This window comes from Nodosilinea sp. LEGE 07298 (assembly GCF_015207265.1).
Lineage (GTDB): Bacteria > Cyanobacteriota > Cyanobacteriia > Phormidesmidales > Phormidesmidaceae > Nodosilinea.
Map to the genome: position 1 here is coordinate 1 of NZ_JADEXE010000169.1, position 14,975 is coordinate 14,975.

Here is a 14,975-nt window from a genome sequence, read left to right on the forward strand (position 1 = left end):
CGTCGTAGATCAAGGCGCGGCCTTTTACTTCACTCTGCCCCAGCTTTTCTCTGGAACAGAGGGGGCACTATGACCGCAATGCGCCCGATTTTGCTGGTAGAAGACAACCCCGATGACGAGCACCTCACCCGGCGCGCCCTGCGCCGGGGTCACCTGGCCAACCCGGTGATCGTCGCTCGCAACGGCGAAGAAGCTCTGCAGCAGGTGTTTGGCCCTAGCCATCTGCCCTGCGTGGTGCTGCTCGACCTCAAGCTGCCCAAGGTCGATGGCCTAGAAGTACTGCGCCAGATTCGGGCTAGCGATCGCACCCGGCAGCTGCCTGTGGTGGTGCTTACCTCATCCAGCGAAGACCGCGATATTATTGAAAGCTACAGCTTGGGGGCAAATAGCTACGTGCGCAAGCCCGTCAACATCGACGAATTTACCGAGGCCGTGCGCCAGCTCGGCCTCTATTGGGCATTGATAAGTGAGCTGCCACCGACCCTGCCATGACTGCCTCTGAACCTCTGCGGGCGCTAATCATAGAAGACTCCGACGACGATCGGCTGCTGCTGCTGCGGGAGCTACGCCGGGCCGGATTTGCCCCCACTTGGGTGCAGGTGCAAACAGCCAATGACTTTCGCGTCGCCCTCGATTCTGATGACTGGGATGTAGTATTTTCTGACTATCAGCTGCCTCAGTTTACGGCCCCGGCTGCCCTCGAAATTTTGAATCAAAGCTCCTATGATTTGCCGTTTATTGTTGTATCAGGCACCGTGGGCGAGGCTACCGCTGTAGAAATGATGCGGGCCGGTGCCCACGACTATGTCATGAAAGACAACCTCTCGCGGCTGGTAGAGGCGGTGCGGCGAGAGGTGCGAGAAGCCCAAAGCCGCCGCGATCGCCGCGCCGCTCTGACTGAGCTAGAGCGCACCAAAGAACTGCTAGATTTGGCGATTGAGGGCTCTGGCATTGGCATTTGGGACTGGCAGGTGCAGACTGGGGCGGTGTGGACCAGCGATCGCTGCGCGGCAATGATGGGCTATAGCTCTGGCGACATAGGGCCAGCCCGCATTGATACTTGGCAGCGGTTTGTACACCCCGACGACTGGAACCGCAAAAAGATTGCTCTAAAGCGCCACTTTGAGGGCGAAACGGCCAGCTACGAATGCGAGTTTCGCCTGCGCCACCGCCAGGGCCACTGGGTATGGGTGCTCGATCGGGGCAAGGTTGTCGAGTGGGATGATATCTACCGCCCCCTACGCATGAGCGGTACCTATACCGACATTACCGAACGCCACCTGGCCGAGGCCAAGCACCGCCAAGTGGCTGACCAAATGCTGTTTAATAGCCTTCACGATGCCCTGACCCAACTGCCCAACCGCAACCTTTTTATGCAGCGGCTCGATCTGGCCATTCAGCGCTGCCATCGCCGCCAGCAGCAGTTTGCGGTCCTCTTTCTCGATTTAGATCACTTCAAGGTGATCAACGACAGTCTGGGCCACCTGGCCGGCGATGAGGTGCTGGTGGTCGTAGCTCAAAAGCTGCGATCGCTGATTCGCGTCACTGACTTAGCGGCCCGCTTGGGGGGGGATGAGTTTGTCCTGCTGCTCGAAGACGTCAGCACCCTGCAAGAGCCGGTGCGCATTGCCGAGCGCTTGCTTCAGGCGATGCAAGAGCCCCTGGCCATAGATGGGCGCAACGTGTTTCTCAACGCCAGCGTGGGCATTGTGATGGGGGCCTGCGACTACCAAAGCCCTCCCGAACCCCTGCGCGATGCCGACATTGCCATGTACCGGGCCAAGGCCCAGGGTCGGGGCCGCTACGTTGTATTCAACGAATCGATGCACCTGCAAGCCCTGCAGCGCCTCCAGCTCGAACAGGAACTGCGCCACGCCATCGGCCAGGGGGAGCTGGTGCTTTACTATCAGCCCATTTTTCAGCTCGAAACCCGAGAAATCTCTGGCTTTGAGGCTTTGGTCCGGTGGCAGCATCCCGATCGCGGCTTTATCACTCCCGACAGCTTTATTCCCCTTGCCGAAGAAACCGGGCTGATTGTACCCCTCGATCGCTGGGTATTGACCCAGGCCGCCCAGCAGCTGGCCCTCTGGCACCAGCGCTACCCCCACCGAGCCGACCTCACGGTGAGCATTAATTTTTCGGTCAAAGACCTGCTGCGCCAAGACCTGCTTAGCGATTTAATCAGCATTCTGGCTCAAACCGGGCTGCGGGGCCACCACCTCAACCTCGAAATTACCGAAAGCACCCTGATCGAAGACATTCAGGCCATGGTTGCCATTTTGCAGCAGCTCAAGCCCCACGGGTTTACCGTCACCATTGACGACTTTGGTACTGGCTACTCATCGCTTAGCTACCTGCACCAGCTGCCCGTCGATGCCCTCAAAATCGATCGCTCTTTCGTAATGGCCATGGAGGCCAGCCGCCGCAACTCCGACATAGTCGAAACAATCATTACCCTCAGCAACCGCTTGGGCCTAGCGGCGATCGCCGAAGGAGTCGAAACCCAGGCCCAGTTTGAGCACCTGCACGGCCTGGGCTGCGAACTGGCCCAGGGCTACTGGTTTGCCAAACCCCTGTCCGCCGCCGACGTTGAAACCCTGTTAGCCTCTGTGCCTACCCGTCTATCGGCCCCCCGCTAGCCCTACGCCGCAGGCGCTCCTTAGACTTACTCTAGGACTTGCTCTGGGACTTACTCTGGAAAGAAGAAGTCGGTCGGCTCTTCATCTTCTTCAGCAGCGATATAGCTGCGATAGTACTCTTCTAGCTCCGCTGCGCCAATCGAGCGCTCAGACGGATTTTCAAAAAAGCCTTTGACCTTGAGATAGCGGCGCAACCCCTCCGCCCCGGCATCGTGCTGGGTAGCGGCCTTAAAGTCGTCGGGGAAGGTGTCACTAATCTGCAACCACGCCTCTTCTAGAATGTCTTCCACGTCTTCGTTAGGGGCGCTCTCGATTAATGCCTCTAGCCCATCGAGAATGTCAATCAGCTTGAGAATCTCTGGAATTTTCTCCGAATCAGACATTGAGCCGTGCATGGATAGCGTTAAACAACCACGAATGCTTAGGAAAATCTTAGTGGAGTATGGACCAGTTGGATCGGTTCTGGGAGGAGAATTCTCACCGAATAGATAGTTCTCAATCTTAGCGTCTACTGTGCACTTGGGCTGAGTCTAGGGCATTGAGCGTGCGCCCGGAGCCTCTTGAGCGGCGCGCCACTCACGCAGGCGCAGCTGGGCCTGCGCGTAGGCCTCGGTTTGGGCGGGCACAGCTGCGGCGATCGCGATCGCACGGCTGGGGTTAACCACGGCTTCAGTTTCGGCCAGCCGCAGTATGTCCCAGCTCCAGCGGGTGAGGGCCTGAATCGCCTCTGCTCGCTGGGGGCTGCCCTCGGGCACTTGCTGGGCCAACCGCACCGCTTCGGCCAGCGCGCTGACGGTGCCCGCCTGGGCGGTTTGGTAGGCCGCCTGCAGCTGCTGTTGACCCTGCAGCTGCCCTCGCCAGGTTTGGATACTGCTCTGAGCTTCGCCCGAGAGCGCCCGACCCGCGCCAATGCGAGAGGCGACCGCCACCGCTTCGCTGAGGCGGCCCTGAGCCGCAAGCTGGCGAGCCTGGGCCAAGAGGGGGCCATCTTCGGCCCGCTGTAGGCTGGTTCGCCACTGGCTAATGTTTTCCTGAGCTTCGTCGGAGAGAGTGCGACCTGGGCCAATTTGGCGGGCCGTGGCGATCGCACTCGCTAAGTCCCCAGTCTGGGCCTGGGCCTCTGCCTGGCTGAGAATGGGGCGATCTTCAGCGGTTTGAATCTGGCCGCGCCAGCGACCAATCTGGGCGGCGGCGTCTTCCCAGGCGGCGTTACTGCGCGAAATTTGCTGGGCTTCGATGATGGCAGCCTGGAGGTCGACCACGGTGCCGGGCAGCGCCACCTGCCGCGCCCACTCTAGCTGGGTGCGGCCCTTCACCTCATCTTGCCAACGCCCCATGAGGGCCTGGGCTTTGCCGTAGAGGGGGCGATCGGCGCTGACGCTCTGCAGCCGCACGATCGCCCCCTCTAGCCCGGTAATGCCGCCCTGCCACGAGAGCTGGCTGGCGTCGATAAAGGTGCGCATGTCGGCAATCTCGGCTCCCATGCCCAAAGAGTCTGGAATGGCCTCTAGCATCTGCCCTGCCGCCGTGGCATCCTGGCGATTGAGGGCGGCTTCGGCCATGGCCAGCAGGTCGCGGCCCAGCTCGCGAATGACTGATTGGGCCTCATTGTAGACCGGGCTCTGGCTCTCGATGCCCTGGGCCAGCTTGATCGCCTCCTGCATAGCCTTGAGGGTGCGCTGGCGGGCCAGTTCTTTGGCTTTGCCCAGCTGATTGAGATCTTCGCGGGCGGCGGTAATTTTGGCGGTCAGCTCGTCGTACTTGACCGTTTCCCAGTGGGTATTGCCCACGTCGAGCAGCTGAATCGCTTTAGCAAAGGCATCCTGAAAAGCCAGCGCCTTGAGGTCGGCCTCGGCGGCATCATAAAGTGCTTCAGCCTCTTGCCAAATTTGGTTCCACTCGCCGATCTGCTGACTCACAAGTTGGGCCGCAGCGGTGTGGTTGGGAATGCGCCGGGCGATCGCGATCGCCTCAGCTAAATCACCCGATTGAAAGGTGGTCTCAGCCAGGTCGAGAATGCTCTCAGACCAAGCTTCGATGCGCAGGTCGACCTCGCCCCGCAGCGGGTGGTCGGAGGGCAGCGATTCTAGTAGCGCGATCGCGTCTAAATAGCCCTCTACGGTGCCCTGCTCGGCGTAGGCCTCGGCACACTGCAGCCGTGTAGTCGCCGCTGCCGTAGGCCAGAAAATGGCTCGACAGTTGGGCAAGTTGGGAATGCGAAACAGGCTGACAGCCGACACGGCCCCCACCCCCACCACCGCCACCAAAATACCCACTGACCAGATTGGCCAGGTCTTGGCCAATCGCTGCGCCAGGGGCGGGCGAGGTGAACGAGGGCCATTGAGGTCAGCGGGGCGATCGCCCGAAGACTGGCTGGGGTCAGCGTTGGACTGATGGCTGGTGTGGTTGTTGCCATCAGCGCGCTGACGCAGGTCGGCGAGGGGATCGTAGCGCGGCAGTCCAGAGGGCGATGTAGAACGCGGTGGCCGTGGCCCAGGGGCGGCCGAAAAGGGCGGCACGGCGGTGGAACGAGCTGGCTCGGTGGGCTGCCCCCGCTGCGTCGGTCGGTCAAAGGTATCTTGATCTGAAGCCATGCCCGCTTCCTGATGAGGTGTACCGCATCTCCTAGCGCCCAAATTCTAGCGCTCAGGTTCCAAAAACCCGCTAGGCCAAGCGTGCGGCAAAAGTCAGACTTAGTATAGCCATGTCTTCACTAAACGCAATGGTCTGGCCTGCTCAGACCGCCTTGAGCCGCCCTAACTTGGCCAAACGTACCTAGCCACCCACCTGGTCTTTATACTCATCGGCGGTAAGGGTGTCGTCTAGCTCCTCCAGGTCGCTAGCCTTAATTTTAACCAACCAGCCGTCGCCGTAAGGGTCGTCGCCGATTTGCTCTGGCGCTTCGATTAGGGCTTCGTTGCGCTCTAGTACCTCGCCAGAAACGGGCGACTTCAGCTCTTCTACGGCTTTTACCGACTCCACAGTGCCAAATTTTTCGCCTTTTTCAAGGCTGTCACCAATTTCGGGCAATTCTAAAAAGACGATATCGCCCAGCTGATCAATGGCAAAGGCGGTAATGCCCACGGTGACCATGCCTTCGTCTTCATCGGCGCGGGCATATTCGTGGCTGTCGAGATATTTCAGCGTTTCAGGATATTCAAATGCCATAGCGTAACCTCACATCGCCCCAGGAAAAATTATTTGTACCACAGCTACTGCGCAAAGTGATGAAATTCAGTGCCAGTGTGCCACGAGTCGGCGGGTTTGACGCAAGTTAAAGATAAGAGGATGGCGAAATGCGTGGGTCTACGCACCCACGTATCTCTCATTTCGCCCGATAAAAGGGTCGCTTTACCACCCTGGCGGCGCGGGGTTCGCCACGGACTTCAACCTCTAGCGGCTGCCCAACTTTGGCTAGAGGGGCCGCCACGTAGGCCAGGGCAATGGGGAGATTGAGCGTGGGGGCTAGGGTGCCACTGGTGACGGTGCCAACGCGATCGCCCTGGTGCAGCACTGGGTAGCCGTGGCGGGCAATGTGGCGGCCCTCCATAACGAGGCCAACTAGGCGGCGGCTGACGCCCTGGGCTTTTTGGGTTTCGAGCGGCGATCGCCCGATAAAATCGCCTTTTTCATCTAGATGCACCAGCCAGCTCAGGCCCGACTCTAGGGGGCTGGTGGTATCGTCAATATCTTGACCGTAGAGGGCCATAGCGGCCTCTAAACGCAGGGTGTCGCGGGCACCCAGACCGCAGGGCATCACCCCCTCGGCGGTCAGCATCTGCCACAGGGCTAGGGCAGTGTCGGGGTCGGTCATGATCTCAAAACCGTCTTCGCCGGTATAGCCGGTGCGGGCGATCCAGGCTAGCTGGCCCAGCAGGGCCGTGTCGCGGTGGGCAAAGCGCCCCAGCACGTCGAGGTTGTGGGGTGTGTGAGGCTGTAGCAGGGCAGCGGCGGCAGGCCCCTGAATCGAAATCAGGGCGCGATCGCGCGACTCGTCCACCAGCTCAATGCCGGTGTCTGCTAAGTGATCCAGCAGCCAGGTTTTGTCTTTGTCGGTGGTGGCGGCGTTGACAATCAGGGTGACCGTTTCAATGTCTGATAGGCGAGCGTTAGTGGTGGCGCTAGCCGGGGGCGACTTGAGGTAAACAATCAAATCGTCGATAATGCCGCCCTCGGGGTTGAGCAGCACCGTGTACTGAGCTTCACCCTGCTTGAGCCGCTCCAGATTAGAGGGCACTAGCCGCTGCAGCGCCGCAATTACCCCTGGCCCCCGCAGCTCAAACTTACCCATGTGGGAAATATCAAACAGCCCAGCGCGATCGCGTACCGCCTGGTGCTCTTGCTTGATGCCGCCAAACTGCACGGGCATAGACCACCCGGCAAACTCGGTCATGCGTGCCTTTTGCTCAACGCAGGCAGAGTAGAGCGGAGTTTGCAGCAAAGTCATGGGCGGGCATCCTAAGAGTCATTCAGAGTGTACTGAGAAAACTGCTGCCTTTTCAGGTTTTACACCGTTGCCGACTCCTATTTTTTTGTCAGGGTGGGAAAGATTGTACTGGAACAAAACGTTTGGTGCCCTCGCTACTCAGCAGCGGTAGCGAGGTGTTAGCTACCGGCTAGGCTCCGTTGCGGGGCTAGCGGCTGTTTCCTTGTCGTGTGCATCCCATGCTTGCTTTAATGCCCCACGGGTCTTGCTTTTTGTGGAATCCCTGGCTGACCTCCCTACATGCTATGAGCGATGGGGGAGTGCTAGTGGCCTACTTCTCAATTCCACTGCTGCTGCTGTTCAATCGGCGGCATATTGACGCTCAAATGCGTCCAGTGCTGGTGCTGTTTGCGGCTTTTATCTTTAGCTGCGGCATCGGCCACGGCCTGCGCGTGTGGAACATTTGGCACGCCGACTACTGGCTCGAAGGGGGGTGGTCGCTGGTTACCGCTACCGTCAGTCTATACACGGCCTGGCGGCTCATCGCGTTGATGCCCCAGTGGCTCAACACCCATCGAGACTTGGTCATAACCCGCAAGGTGGCTGAGCATGACCCGCTGACCGGAATTGCCAATCGTCGAGGGCTAGAGGCTGCCCTGACCGCCTTGAGCTATCAGCCTAATGTAGTCCACAGCCTTATTTTGGTCGATCTCGATGGGTTCAAAGCTGTTAACGACACCTACGGCCACGGGGTGGGCGATCGGCTGCTCCAGTCAGTAGCCGAGGTTCTACACAGCCAAGTTCGCGCCATCGACTTGGCCGCCCGCATCGGCGACGACGAGTTTGTTCTGCTGATGGTGGGCTGTACCCCCGAAGAAGCCCGAGAGAAGGTCGAAACGATTCGTCAGGAGATCCAAAAAATTTACCTCTCCGACCTAGCTCCTGGCCCAGACTATCCCATTATTTCGGCCAGTTTTGGCATTAGCAATTTTGACCCCAATCAAACATTGTCCTACAGCTACCAGCGAGCCGATGCCGCTCTCTACACCGCCAAGCACAGCGGCAAAAATCAGGTCGAGATAGCGACTTCTGCCGTGGCCTAACGAGCGATTTGCTAACGAGCGATTTGATAGTGCTCTCAGCTACCTAATTCTTAATAAACCCACCTAAATCGGGCCGATACCGAGCCACAAAGCCGCCTTGGGCGTCGTACACAGCCACCTGGCGCTCGATTTGGTGGCTGGTCGTAATAACTTGCTCGATTAGCTGTTGGGCGCTGGGGCTGAGCTGGTTGGTAAAGGCAAAGGTGCCGTCGGCAGCGGGGGGGGTGATCGCCTGGCGCAGGGGTTCGGCGTACTGGCTAGAGAGAATGACTCGAATTTGGCTGGGGTCTTCGCGCACGGTGCAGGGGGTGGCAGAGTATTCGCACAGCTCGGCCAGCGTGGTCGTTAGGGATTGTAGGGCTACGGCAGTACGCAGGCGGGTTTGGGCATTGGCCAAAGCAGGTTGGTAGGTCTCAAGCAGTACCGCGCCTTCTTCCGCCAGAAGAGTGTCAGTGGGAATTTGCTGAGCGCGGCCCACGGCCTGTCGCCACTGCTGTAGCGCCAGGGTCCACTGCCCCTTGGCTTCGTAAGCGGCGGCCGATCGGGCGGCCTGAACAGCCTGGTGATAGTTGCTAGCCCCAGCCTCTTCAAGCGTGGCCCGGTTAGTCACTCGGCTGAGCTGCTGGCGGTAGTCGTTGAGCTGGGCCTGGGCTTCGTTATAGACCATGGTGCCCTGGGGAATCAGCGATAGGCCCTTGATAGCGGCCTGCCACTCTTTGGTAGCCAGCTGCCAGCCTGCTAAGGAGTTGGCCGTTTCCATCCGCTGGCGGGCCAGGTTGCCGGTTTGAATGGCCGTACTAAAGTTGGCCTCGGCCTCTTCTTCGGCCACAATCCGGCGACCGATGGCGCTGTAGTTAGCTCGATATTCGTACAGCTTCTGCTGGCTATAGTCGTAGGCGGGGCTATCGACAGGAACGCTGGCCAGCCAGTCGATCGCCTGCTGCCAGAGTAGGTGCACCTTGACCCAGCGCTCGACTGGGTGGGGCGGGTTTTGGCTCAGGTTGGCGGCCTCATTGGCGATCGCCTGACCCTGAATAATGGCGCTGAGGGAGGCAATGCTGCCCTGGTAGCGCTGCAGGTCGACCTGAACGGCATCATAGTGAGATGACCAGGTGGGCACCGGCTCTAGCAGATCAATGGCGGTTTGCAGATCGGCCTGGGCGGTGGCCAGATCGTTGCCGTTGGGGCTACCGACCAGGCTAGCCTGGGCCAGGTCGTAGAACTCAGCCGCCTGCTCGATGCGATCGCAGCTGCCCACCACGCAGGGTCGCGACAGAGCGTAGGCAAAAGCCCCGCTGCCCACCAAAATTAGCGCGGCCAGACCATAGGTCCAGTAGTAGCGCAGCGATCGCATCCCCTGCCCGGCCCAAACCTGTCCTCGGTGCGCCCACCCCGGCCCATCGGGGGGCTGTACGGCTGTATCGGGCAGGGCCAGGGCCGCGTCGCTAAAGGCCAGCCCGGTTGCAGCCTCAGGCCTAGCGCCATTGACGCTGCGACCATGAGTCTCTGATCCGTTTGCACTCGGATCCATAGGATCTATGGAATCCATAGGAGAGGACTTTGCCACCGCTGCTGCCTCGGGATCGGTGGTCTCCGGTTGGTCAACCTGATCAACCGATTCATCGGCAAACCCGTCAGCAACGGCAGGCTTAGCCGGAAAGACGACATCTACCGCATCGTCGGGTTGCCAAGTAAAGGTATGAATAGCGTAGGGCTGCGCACCTGACTTCAGCTTTAGATAAATGCGGACAGAGATAACATCCGCTACGGCCCAGTCGGCATCGGGCAGCCCCACTGTGGGCACCAGATCCCGAAAGGCCACCTCTAGCTCCTTGAGCAATTCATTGGGGTCATCAACCTCAGGAGCCGAGTGCTCGGCCAGCAGCAACAGTCGTCCACCCCGCTCCGAGCAAACCAGATGGGTGAGCCCAGGGTAGAGCCTGGTCTCCTTGAGATAGCTGGCAAAGGCCTGCTGTAGAGGCTTAAAGCCCGTGGTAGTAGGCGACGATAGTGAGGTCATAGGGTACCGATGGATATTGCCCCAAACTCTGATACTCCAGCGTGTAAATGGCCTAACGCAACAACTTAAGGTAGCGTTTTCGGCGGCCCCAATTGGCTAGAGCAGCTCAGACGTTGCCATGAGCCTGGCTCAGCTTTAGGGTTAAATCGACTAGGGCAGAAACGCCTTGAGTGTATTCCATCTCAAAAAAAGCCGTGCAGGAACACCGAACTGAACCAGCTGGGCTGCTCTAGCCCACACCCTGCCACACCTTCTAACACCGCGCCTTTCATATATGGTCGATACATTGATGGAGAACTAGCCGGAACCCACTTAGTGAGTATGCTAGTGCAAGGTTGATATTCTGAAACAAGATATCTTGGGTGACTCGGGGGTGACTAGGTTGCGGTGCTGATTCTAATTGTGGAAGACGAAGCCGAAATTGCCCGGCTAATTCGGCTCTATTTAGAAAAAGAAGGCTTTACCTGCGAAGTCTGTGAAGACGGCGAGACGGCGCTGCGCTACCAGCAGACCCTCCAGCCCGACCTGATTATTCTCGACGTGATGCTGCCTAAGCTCGACGGACTAGAGGTCTGCACCCGCATTCGGCAGGGGCCAGGGGCTAAAGACCCCTACATTCTTATGCTGACGGCGCGGGGTGAAGAGATCGATCGCATCATTGGCCTATCAACCGGGGCCGACGACTATCTAGTCAAACCCTTTAGCCCTCGCGAGCTGGTGGCCAGAGTGCGCGCCCTGCTGCGCCGCAGCCTGCGCCACAGCCAGGAGGCCCCCGCCCAAACCTACCGCACCGCCCACTTTAGCCTCGACCTCGACCAGCGTATTGCCCACCGCCAGCACGGCCCCAGTGACTCAGAACAGCTCGATTTAACGCCCCTGGAGTTTGATCTGCTGGCCACTTTTATGAGCTACCCTGGCCGAGTGTGGAGCCGCCAGCACCTAATCGAAAAGCTTTGGGGCGAAGACTTTTTTGGCGATGAGCGCGTGGTTGATACCCACATTGCCCGCCTGCGCAAGAAAGTTGAACCCGACTCGTCGCAGCCCACCTTTGTTAAGACCGTTACCGGCGTGGGGTATCGGTTTGAGGATGAGCCGGTTTGATCTGGCAGCTCGATCGCATCCGCATTGTCTTAGTTGAACCGGCGGGGCCGCTAAATGTGGGTGCAGCAGCCCGCGTAATGAAAAATATGGGGCTACGGCACCTGGTGTTGGTAAATCCGCAGTGCGACCTACAGGCCGAAGAGGCGCAGCGTATGGCGGTGCACGGGGATGATGTGCTGGCAGCGGCAAAGGTTGTGGCGAACCTGCCCGAAGCGCTGGTGGGGTGTGAGCGGGCGATCGCAACCACAGGCCGTCTCCACCGCCAAGACCAACCGCTGGAGCTACCGGAGGTGGCGCTGCCCTGGCTGCTACCCCCCGCCCCCGAGACCAGCTTTGCCGCCGCCCTGATTTTTGGCCCCGAAGACCGTGGCCTCAGCAACGATGAGCTGATCTACGCCCAGCGCTGGGTGCGGATTCCGGCTAGCGATCGCTATCCGTCTTTAAACCTGGCCCAGGCGGTAGCGGTCTGCAGCTACCTGCTGCATCGCTATGCTCTAGCAGAAGCGCTAGAGGCCGCCTTTCCGACTGTAGAAACGGCCGCAGTAGCGGGACATTCGGCCTCCCTCGATCAGCTGGAGGGGTTTTATCGCGATTTAGAAATCGTTTTGCTGAAAATCGGTTATCTTTACCCCCATACCGCCGCCAGCCGGATGGCAAAGCTACGGCGATTACTGCACAGATCTGGGCCAGATAGCAAAGAATTGGCTATGCTTAGGGGCATTCTGCGGCAGGTAAGCTGGGCCGTAGGTAAAGCTACCGGCCAAGACTAGGGTGGCAGCGGCAGACGGGTGAAGGCACAAAAAACGGTGTGAGTGAGTCTAGATGGCACAGTACGACGATTCTCGCAATCCATTTTCAGCGGGTTCGGGTCGCCCCGAGGCCAACTCGCCCTGGAGTGGTGAGCCGCCCCCTAACCCTGGGGCCGGGCGCGGCGGGCTACACCTACCGGGCGAAGTCGATAGTGCCTGGGACGGCGATCGATCGCAGCGTCCTTCCCCGGAGGCGCGGCGGCGCAATCAGTGGAGACAGCACCAGCAGCTCACTCCTGACTTTGGCGTTGCGCCCCTTGAACCTGAACCAGAGGCGGTGGCCCGGCCCTCGGCCCGCAATGCTTCGCTGCCAACCTTTAACCGTGGTTCGACCCCACCTCCTCAACCACCAGCTAGACCAGACGGGGTCAGTCGTCGTGGCCCAGCCCAGCCCCCACAGGCATTGGCCAGACCAGACGGTGGCGGTCGCCAGCGACCATTGGCTCCGCCCCGATCGCCCCAGCCCGGTGCCGCGCCGCTGCAAATGCACCCCCACAGCATTCACCCCAGCTCGCTCAACCCCAGTGGAGTAGCCGTTTCCCCAGGCCAAGGTAGCTCGCCTCCGAGGGCATTGCCCGCCAACGTTACCCCTTTACGGCCTCAGCCCCGGCGCTGGTCGAAGACCGGCCCGATGGGGCCAGCAACCGCAGCGGCTCAGGCTGCCCGCACGCTAGTGCCAGAGGCGGCCCCTTCCCCTGAACCAAGCGCTCTACCCGAGGGCGCGGCCCCAGCTCGGCGATCGCGGGCGGCCACAGCCCGACGGCGGCTGGCTAACCCGCCCTTGCCCCTGCTCTATTTGATCCGACTGATTATTTTGGGCGTTGGGGTGGCGGCGATCGCAGGTACCCTCCTGTCAGTCCTCAGCCCCAGCAACGTGGCATCTCCTGGTAGTACCCCCGCCCCGCGTGAGACAGCCGGTGCCGCCGGGTCGCTCGTGCAGGGCAGTGCTGCGACCACCATAGCCGACCTCAGGCTAACTAGCGAGATTACTCATCTCAAGGGCGAGTTAGAGCAGCTAGCTACCCTTACCCCTGGCCTCACTCCGGTTGCCTTTGCTGTCGATCTCGACTCGGGTCAGTATGTTGACCTGGGTGGGGTAGAGCCAGTGGCAGCGGCCAGCACCATTAAAGTGCCGATCTTAGTCGCATTTTTGCAGCAGGTCGATGCGGGCACTATGGCCCTCAACCAGTCGCTCATGCTGCAAGAGGATTACATGGCGGGTGGTTCAGGCACCCTGCGCGGTGAGGCGGTGGGCACTGAATATACGGCCCTGGATGTGGCAACCCGCATGATTGTGGCTAGCGACAACACGGCTACCAATATGATGATCGCGGCCCTGGGCGGTATCGAAGCCCTCAACCAAACCTTTGCCGACTGGGGGCTAGAACACACCCTGCTGCGCAATCCCCTGCCTGATTTAGACGGCACCAATACGACTAGCGCCAAAGATATGGCACTGATTATGGCCCTGGTGGATCAGGGCGGGCTGCTGACGCCCCGATCGCGCGATCGCCTGTTCAGCATCATGCAGCGCACCGAAAACATTAGCTTGATTCCCTCCGGGATAAGTGACACATCGCTCACGGCCCACAAAACCGGCGATATTGGCGGCCTGCTTGGCGACGTTGCCCTCATCGATGTCCCTAACGGCAAGCGCTATACCCTGGCGCTGCTGGTGCAGCGCCCCACCAACGATGGCCGTGCCAGCGAGCTTATCCGCCGCATGACCGGTACTGTACATACTGAAATGTCTCAGCCTGTGGCCCCAGTCGGTACCCCTAGCGTTACCCCAGTCAATACCCCGGGTGTAGCCCCGTCGATCTCCCCAGACGCGACTGAGAACCCTTACACCATTGAGAATCCTGAGGCTGTGGATCCAGTGAATATGAATCTGCCGGATAGAGCGCCTATGCGGGATGAGATTCCGCCGGGGTAGAGGGATGAGCCTGTGGTGATGAATCAGGGTTGCCTGATTCATCACCACAGGTCTCAATACATAAAGCGCTCGTGGCGAAGGACATCTTCATTCTCAAGCTGGTTATAGCTGCCGCTAGTGATCTGGTAGACAGCTAGATTCTCATCGCTAATGTGGTATTGATACTTGCCGTTGATAGCAATGTAGGTGCCCTGGTCTTGGCGCACGTCGGCGGTGGCTAGGGTTTCGTTATTGACCTTATCAATGCCGATGTAGCTCAGGCCCTGGGGGGTCTGGCAGAGGTGAATCGTAAACGACTTGGTTTCAAAGAAGGCTTCGGGGCGGTTGCTGTCGCCGCAGGGGCCAGTGCTAATCTCGGAACCAGTGCTAATCTCGGAGCCAGGGGCCGCACTGGCGGCCTGCCCGGTCGTGTCAACAAAGTCGCCGCGCACCCAGCCCTCCGCCCCCGACTGAGCAAACTTGACGTAGTACCAGCTAAAGCCCCCTTCGCCCTCAGCCAGGCGCAGCAGGGTAATCTGATCGCCGCCAAGACCATAGCCCTGGGCGGTGGATTGGGTGGTGGGCTGCGATCGCAAGTTGACCTGTGACCCAGTCGCCTGAGTAGCCAAGTAGGCCGTGCGGACGGGTTTAATCGGGGTCGAGCGAAAGCCGCCATCTTCTACAGTTTCGCCCATCGCCTCGCCGGAGGTACTTTCGAGCCCACTCTCCTCGCCGGGCAGGTTGGCCTCCGCTGACGCATCGGTAGTAGTGTTGCGGCTACAGCTACCCAGGGCCAGGAGCAATAACCCAAAGCACAGCAGCAGTATGGATGACTTCATAACTCACCTCTCGACCCCATGTCGCCGCCAATGGTAGCGCAGAAGCGTTCAGAAGTGAGGCCATGAAGTTGTAGGAAAGTATTTTCAATAATTTAGAAAGCTGTCACCCATCCATCCATCCAC

The 14,975-nt window shown here is 59.7% G+C and carries 12 protein-coding genes; 6 read left to right on the plus strand and 6 right to left on the minus strand.

The annotated features are described in order from the left end of the window. Window positions 1-69: 69 nt before the first annotated feature. Both IQ273_RS20670 and IQ273_RS20675 read left to right on the plus strand, forming a co-directional pair. On the plus strand, window positions 70-492 hold the full coding sequence (locus IQ273_RS20670) for a response regulator (protein WP_194025055.1): 423 nt from the start codon (window positions 70-72) through the stop codon (window positions 490-492). Continuing rightward, complete coding sequence (locus tag IQ273_RS20675; protein WP_194025056.1) at window positions 489-2,639, plus strand: bifunctional diguanylate cyclase/phosphodiesterase; 2,151 nt, start codon at window positions 489-491, stop codon at window positions 2,637-2,639. Before IQ273_RS20670 ends, IQ273_RS20675 begins: the two co-directional genes overlap by 4 nt. Before the next feature lie 50 nt (window positions 2,640-2,689). Here IQ273_RS20675 and IQ273_RS20680 read toward each other — a convergent pair whose 3' ends face one another. The 4 genes from IQ273_RS20680 to gcvT all read right to left on the minus strand — a co-directional run bounded on the left by IQ273_RS20680 (window position 2,690) and on the right by gcvT (window position 7,086). Beyond that, window positions 2,690-3,022, minus strand: a complete 333-nt coding sequence (locus IQ273_RS20680) for a hypothetical protein (protein WP_194025057.1) — start codon at window positions 3,020-3,022, stop codon at window positions 2,690-2,692. 147 nt (window positions 3,023-3,169) lie between these two features. Beyond that, complete coding sequence (locus IQ273_RS20685; protein WP_194025058.1) at window positions 3,170-5,233, minus strand: chromosome segregation ATPase; 2,064 nt, start codon at window positions 5,231-5,233, stop codon at window positions 3,170-3,172. A 181-nt stretch (window positions 5,234-5,414) separates the two neighbouring features. Then, window positions 5,415-5,807, minus strand: coding sequence for a glycine cleavage system protein GcvH (gene gcvH, locus IQ273_RS20690; protein WP_194025059.1), 393 nt, complete (start codon window positions 5,805-5,807; stop codon window positions 5,415-5,417). A gap of 157 nt (window positions 5,808-5,964) precedes the next feature. Continuing rightward, the gene (gene gcvT, locus IQ273_RS20695; protein WP_194025060.1) at window positions 5,965-7,086 is read right to left on the minus strand and encodes a glycine cleavage system aminomethyltransferase GcvT; all 1,122 of its coding nucleotides are present in this window, start codon (window positions 7,084-7,086) and stop codon (window positions 5,965-5,967) included. Window positions 7,087-7,304: 218 nt separating this feature from the next. On the opposite strand from gcvT, the gene IQ273_RS20700 reads away from it, so the two are divergent. Then, the gene (locus tag IQ273_RS20700) at window positions 7,305-8,168 is read left to right on the plus strand and encodes a GGDEF domain-containing protein (RefSeq protein ID WP_194025061.1); all 864 of its coding nucleotides are present in this window, start codon (window positions 7,305-7,307) and stop codon (window positions 8,166-8,168) included. 43 nt (window positions 8,169-8,211) lie between these two features. Here the strand turns inward: IQ273_RS20700 and IQ273_RS20705 are convergent, their stop codons facing one another. After that, window positions 8,212-10,188: a hypothetical protein gene (locus IQ273_RS20705; RefSeq protein WP_194025062.1), complete on the minus strand. Its 1,977-nt coding sequence runs from the start codon at window positions 10,186-10,188 to the stop codon at window positions 8,212-8,214. Between the two features lie 387 nt (window positions 10,189-10,575). Here IQ273_RS20705 and IQ273_RS20710 point away from each other — a divergent pair, with 387 nt between their 5' ends. Genes IQ273_RS20710 through IQ273_RS20720 form a run of 3 tightly spaced genes read left to right on the plus strand, consistent with a single transcriptional unit; the run spans window position 10,576 to window position 14,034 of the window. Then, complete coding sequence (locus IQ273_RS20710; protein ID WP_194025063.1) at window positions 10,576-11,289, plus strand: response regulator transcription factor; 714 nt, start codon at window positions 10,576-10,578, stop codon at window positions 11,287-11,289. Next, on the plus strand, window positions 11,286-12,059 hold the full coding sequence (locus IQ273_RS20715) for an RNA methyltransferase (RefSeq protein ID WP_194025064.1): 774 nt from the start codon (window positions 11,286-11,288) through the stop codon (window positions 12,057-12,059). Before IQ273_RS20710 ends, IQ273_RS20715 begins: the two co-directional genes overlap by 4 nt. 52 nt (window positions 12,060-12,111) lie before the next feature. After that, window positions 12,112-14,034, plus strand: coding sequence for a serine hydrolase (locus IQ273_RS20720; RefSeq protein ID WP_194025065.1), 1,923 nt, complete (start codon window positions 12,112-12,114; stop codon window positions 14,032-14,034). 53 nt (window positions 14,035-14,087) lie between these two features. On the opposite strand, the gene IQ273_RS20725 is transcribed toward IQ273_RS20720, so the two are convergent. After that, on the minus strand, window positions 14,088-14,852 hold the full coding sequence (locus IQ273_RS20725) for an SH3 domain-containing protein (protein WP_194025066.1): 765 nt from the start codon (window positions 14,850-14,852) through the stop codon (window positions 14,088-14,090). Between the last annotated feature and the right edge of the window lie 123 nt (window positions 14,853-14,975).

Coding starts and splice junctions, on each gene's coding strand:
- IQ273_RS20670 (WP_194025055.1), top strand. CDS start 70: ATGACCGCAATGCGCCCGATTTTGCTGGTAGAAGACAACCCCGATGAC.
- IQ273_RS20675 (WP_194025056.1), top strand. CDS start 489: ATGACTGCCTCTGAACCTCTGCGGGCGCTAATCATAGAAGACTCCGAC.
- IQ273_RS20680 (WP_194025057.1), bottom strand. CDS start 3,022: ATGTCTGATTCGGAGAAAATTCCAGAGATTCTCAAGCTGATTGACATT.
- IQ273_RS20685 (WP_194025058.1), bottom strand. CDS start 5,233: ATGGCTTCAGATCAAGATACCTTTGACCGACCGACGCAGCGGGGGCAG.
- gcvH (WP_194025059.1), bottom strand. CDS start 5,807: ATGGCATTTGAATATCCTGAAACGCTGAAATATCTCGACAGCCACGAA.
- gcvT (WP_194025060.1), bottom strand. CDS start 7,086: ATGACTTTGCTGCAAACTCCGCTCTACTCTGCCTGCGTTGAGCAAAAG.
- IQ273_RS20700 (WP_194025061.1), top strand. CDS start 7,305: ATGCTTGCTTTAATGCCCCACGGGTCTTGCTTTTTGTGGAATCCCTGG.
- IQ273_RS20705 (WP_194025062.1), bottom strand. CDS start 10,188: ATGACCTCACTATCGTCGCCTACTACCACGGGCTTTAAGCCTCTACAG.
- IQ273_RS20720 (WP_194025065.1), top strand. CDS start 12,112: ATGGCACAGTACGACGATTCTCGCAATCCATTTTCAGCGGGTTCGGGT.
- IQ273_RS20725 (WP_194025066.1), bottom strand. CDS start 14,852: ATGAAGTCATCCATACTGCTGCTGTGCTTTGGGTTATTGCTCCTGGCC.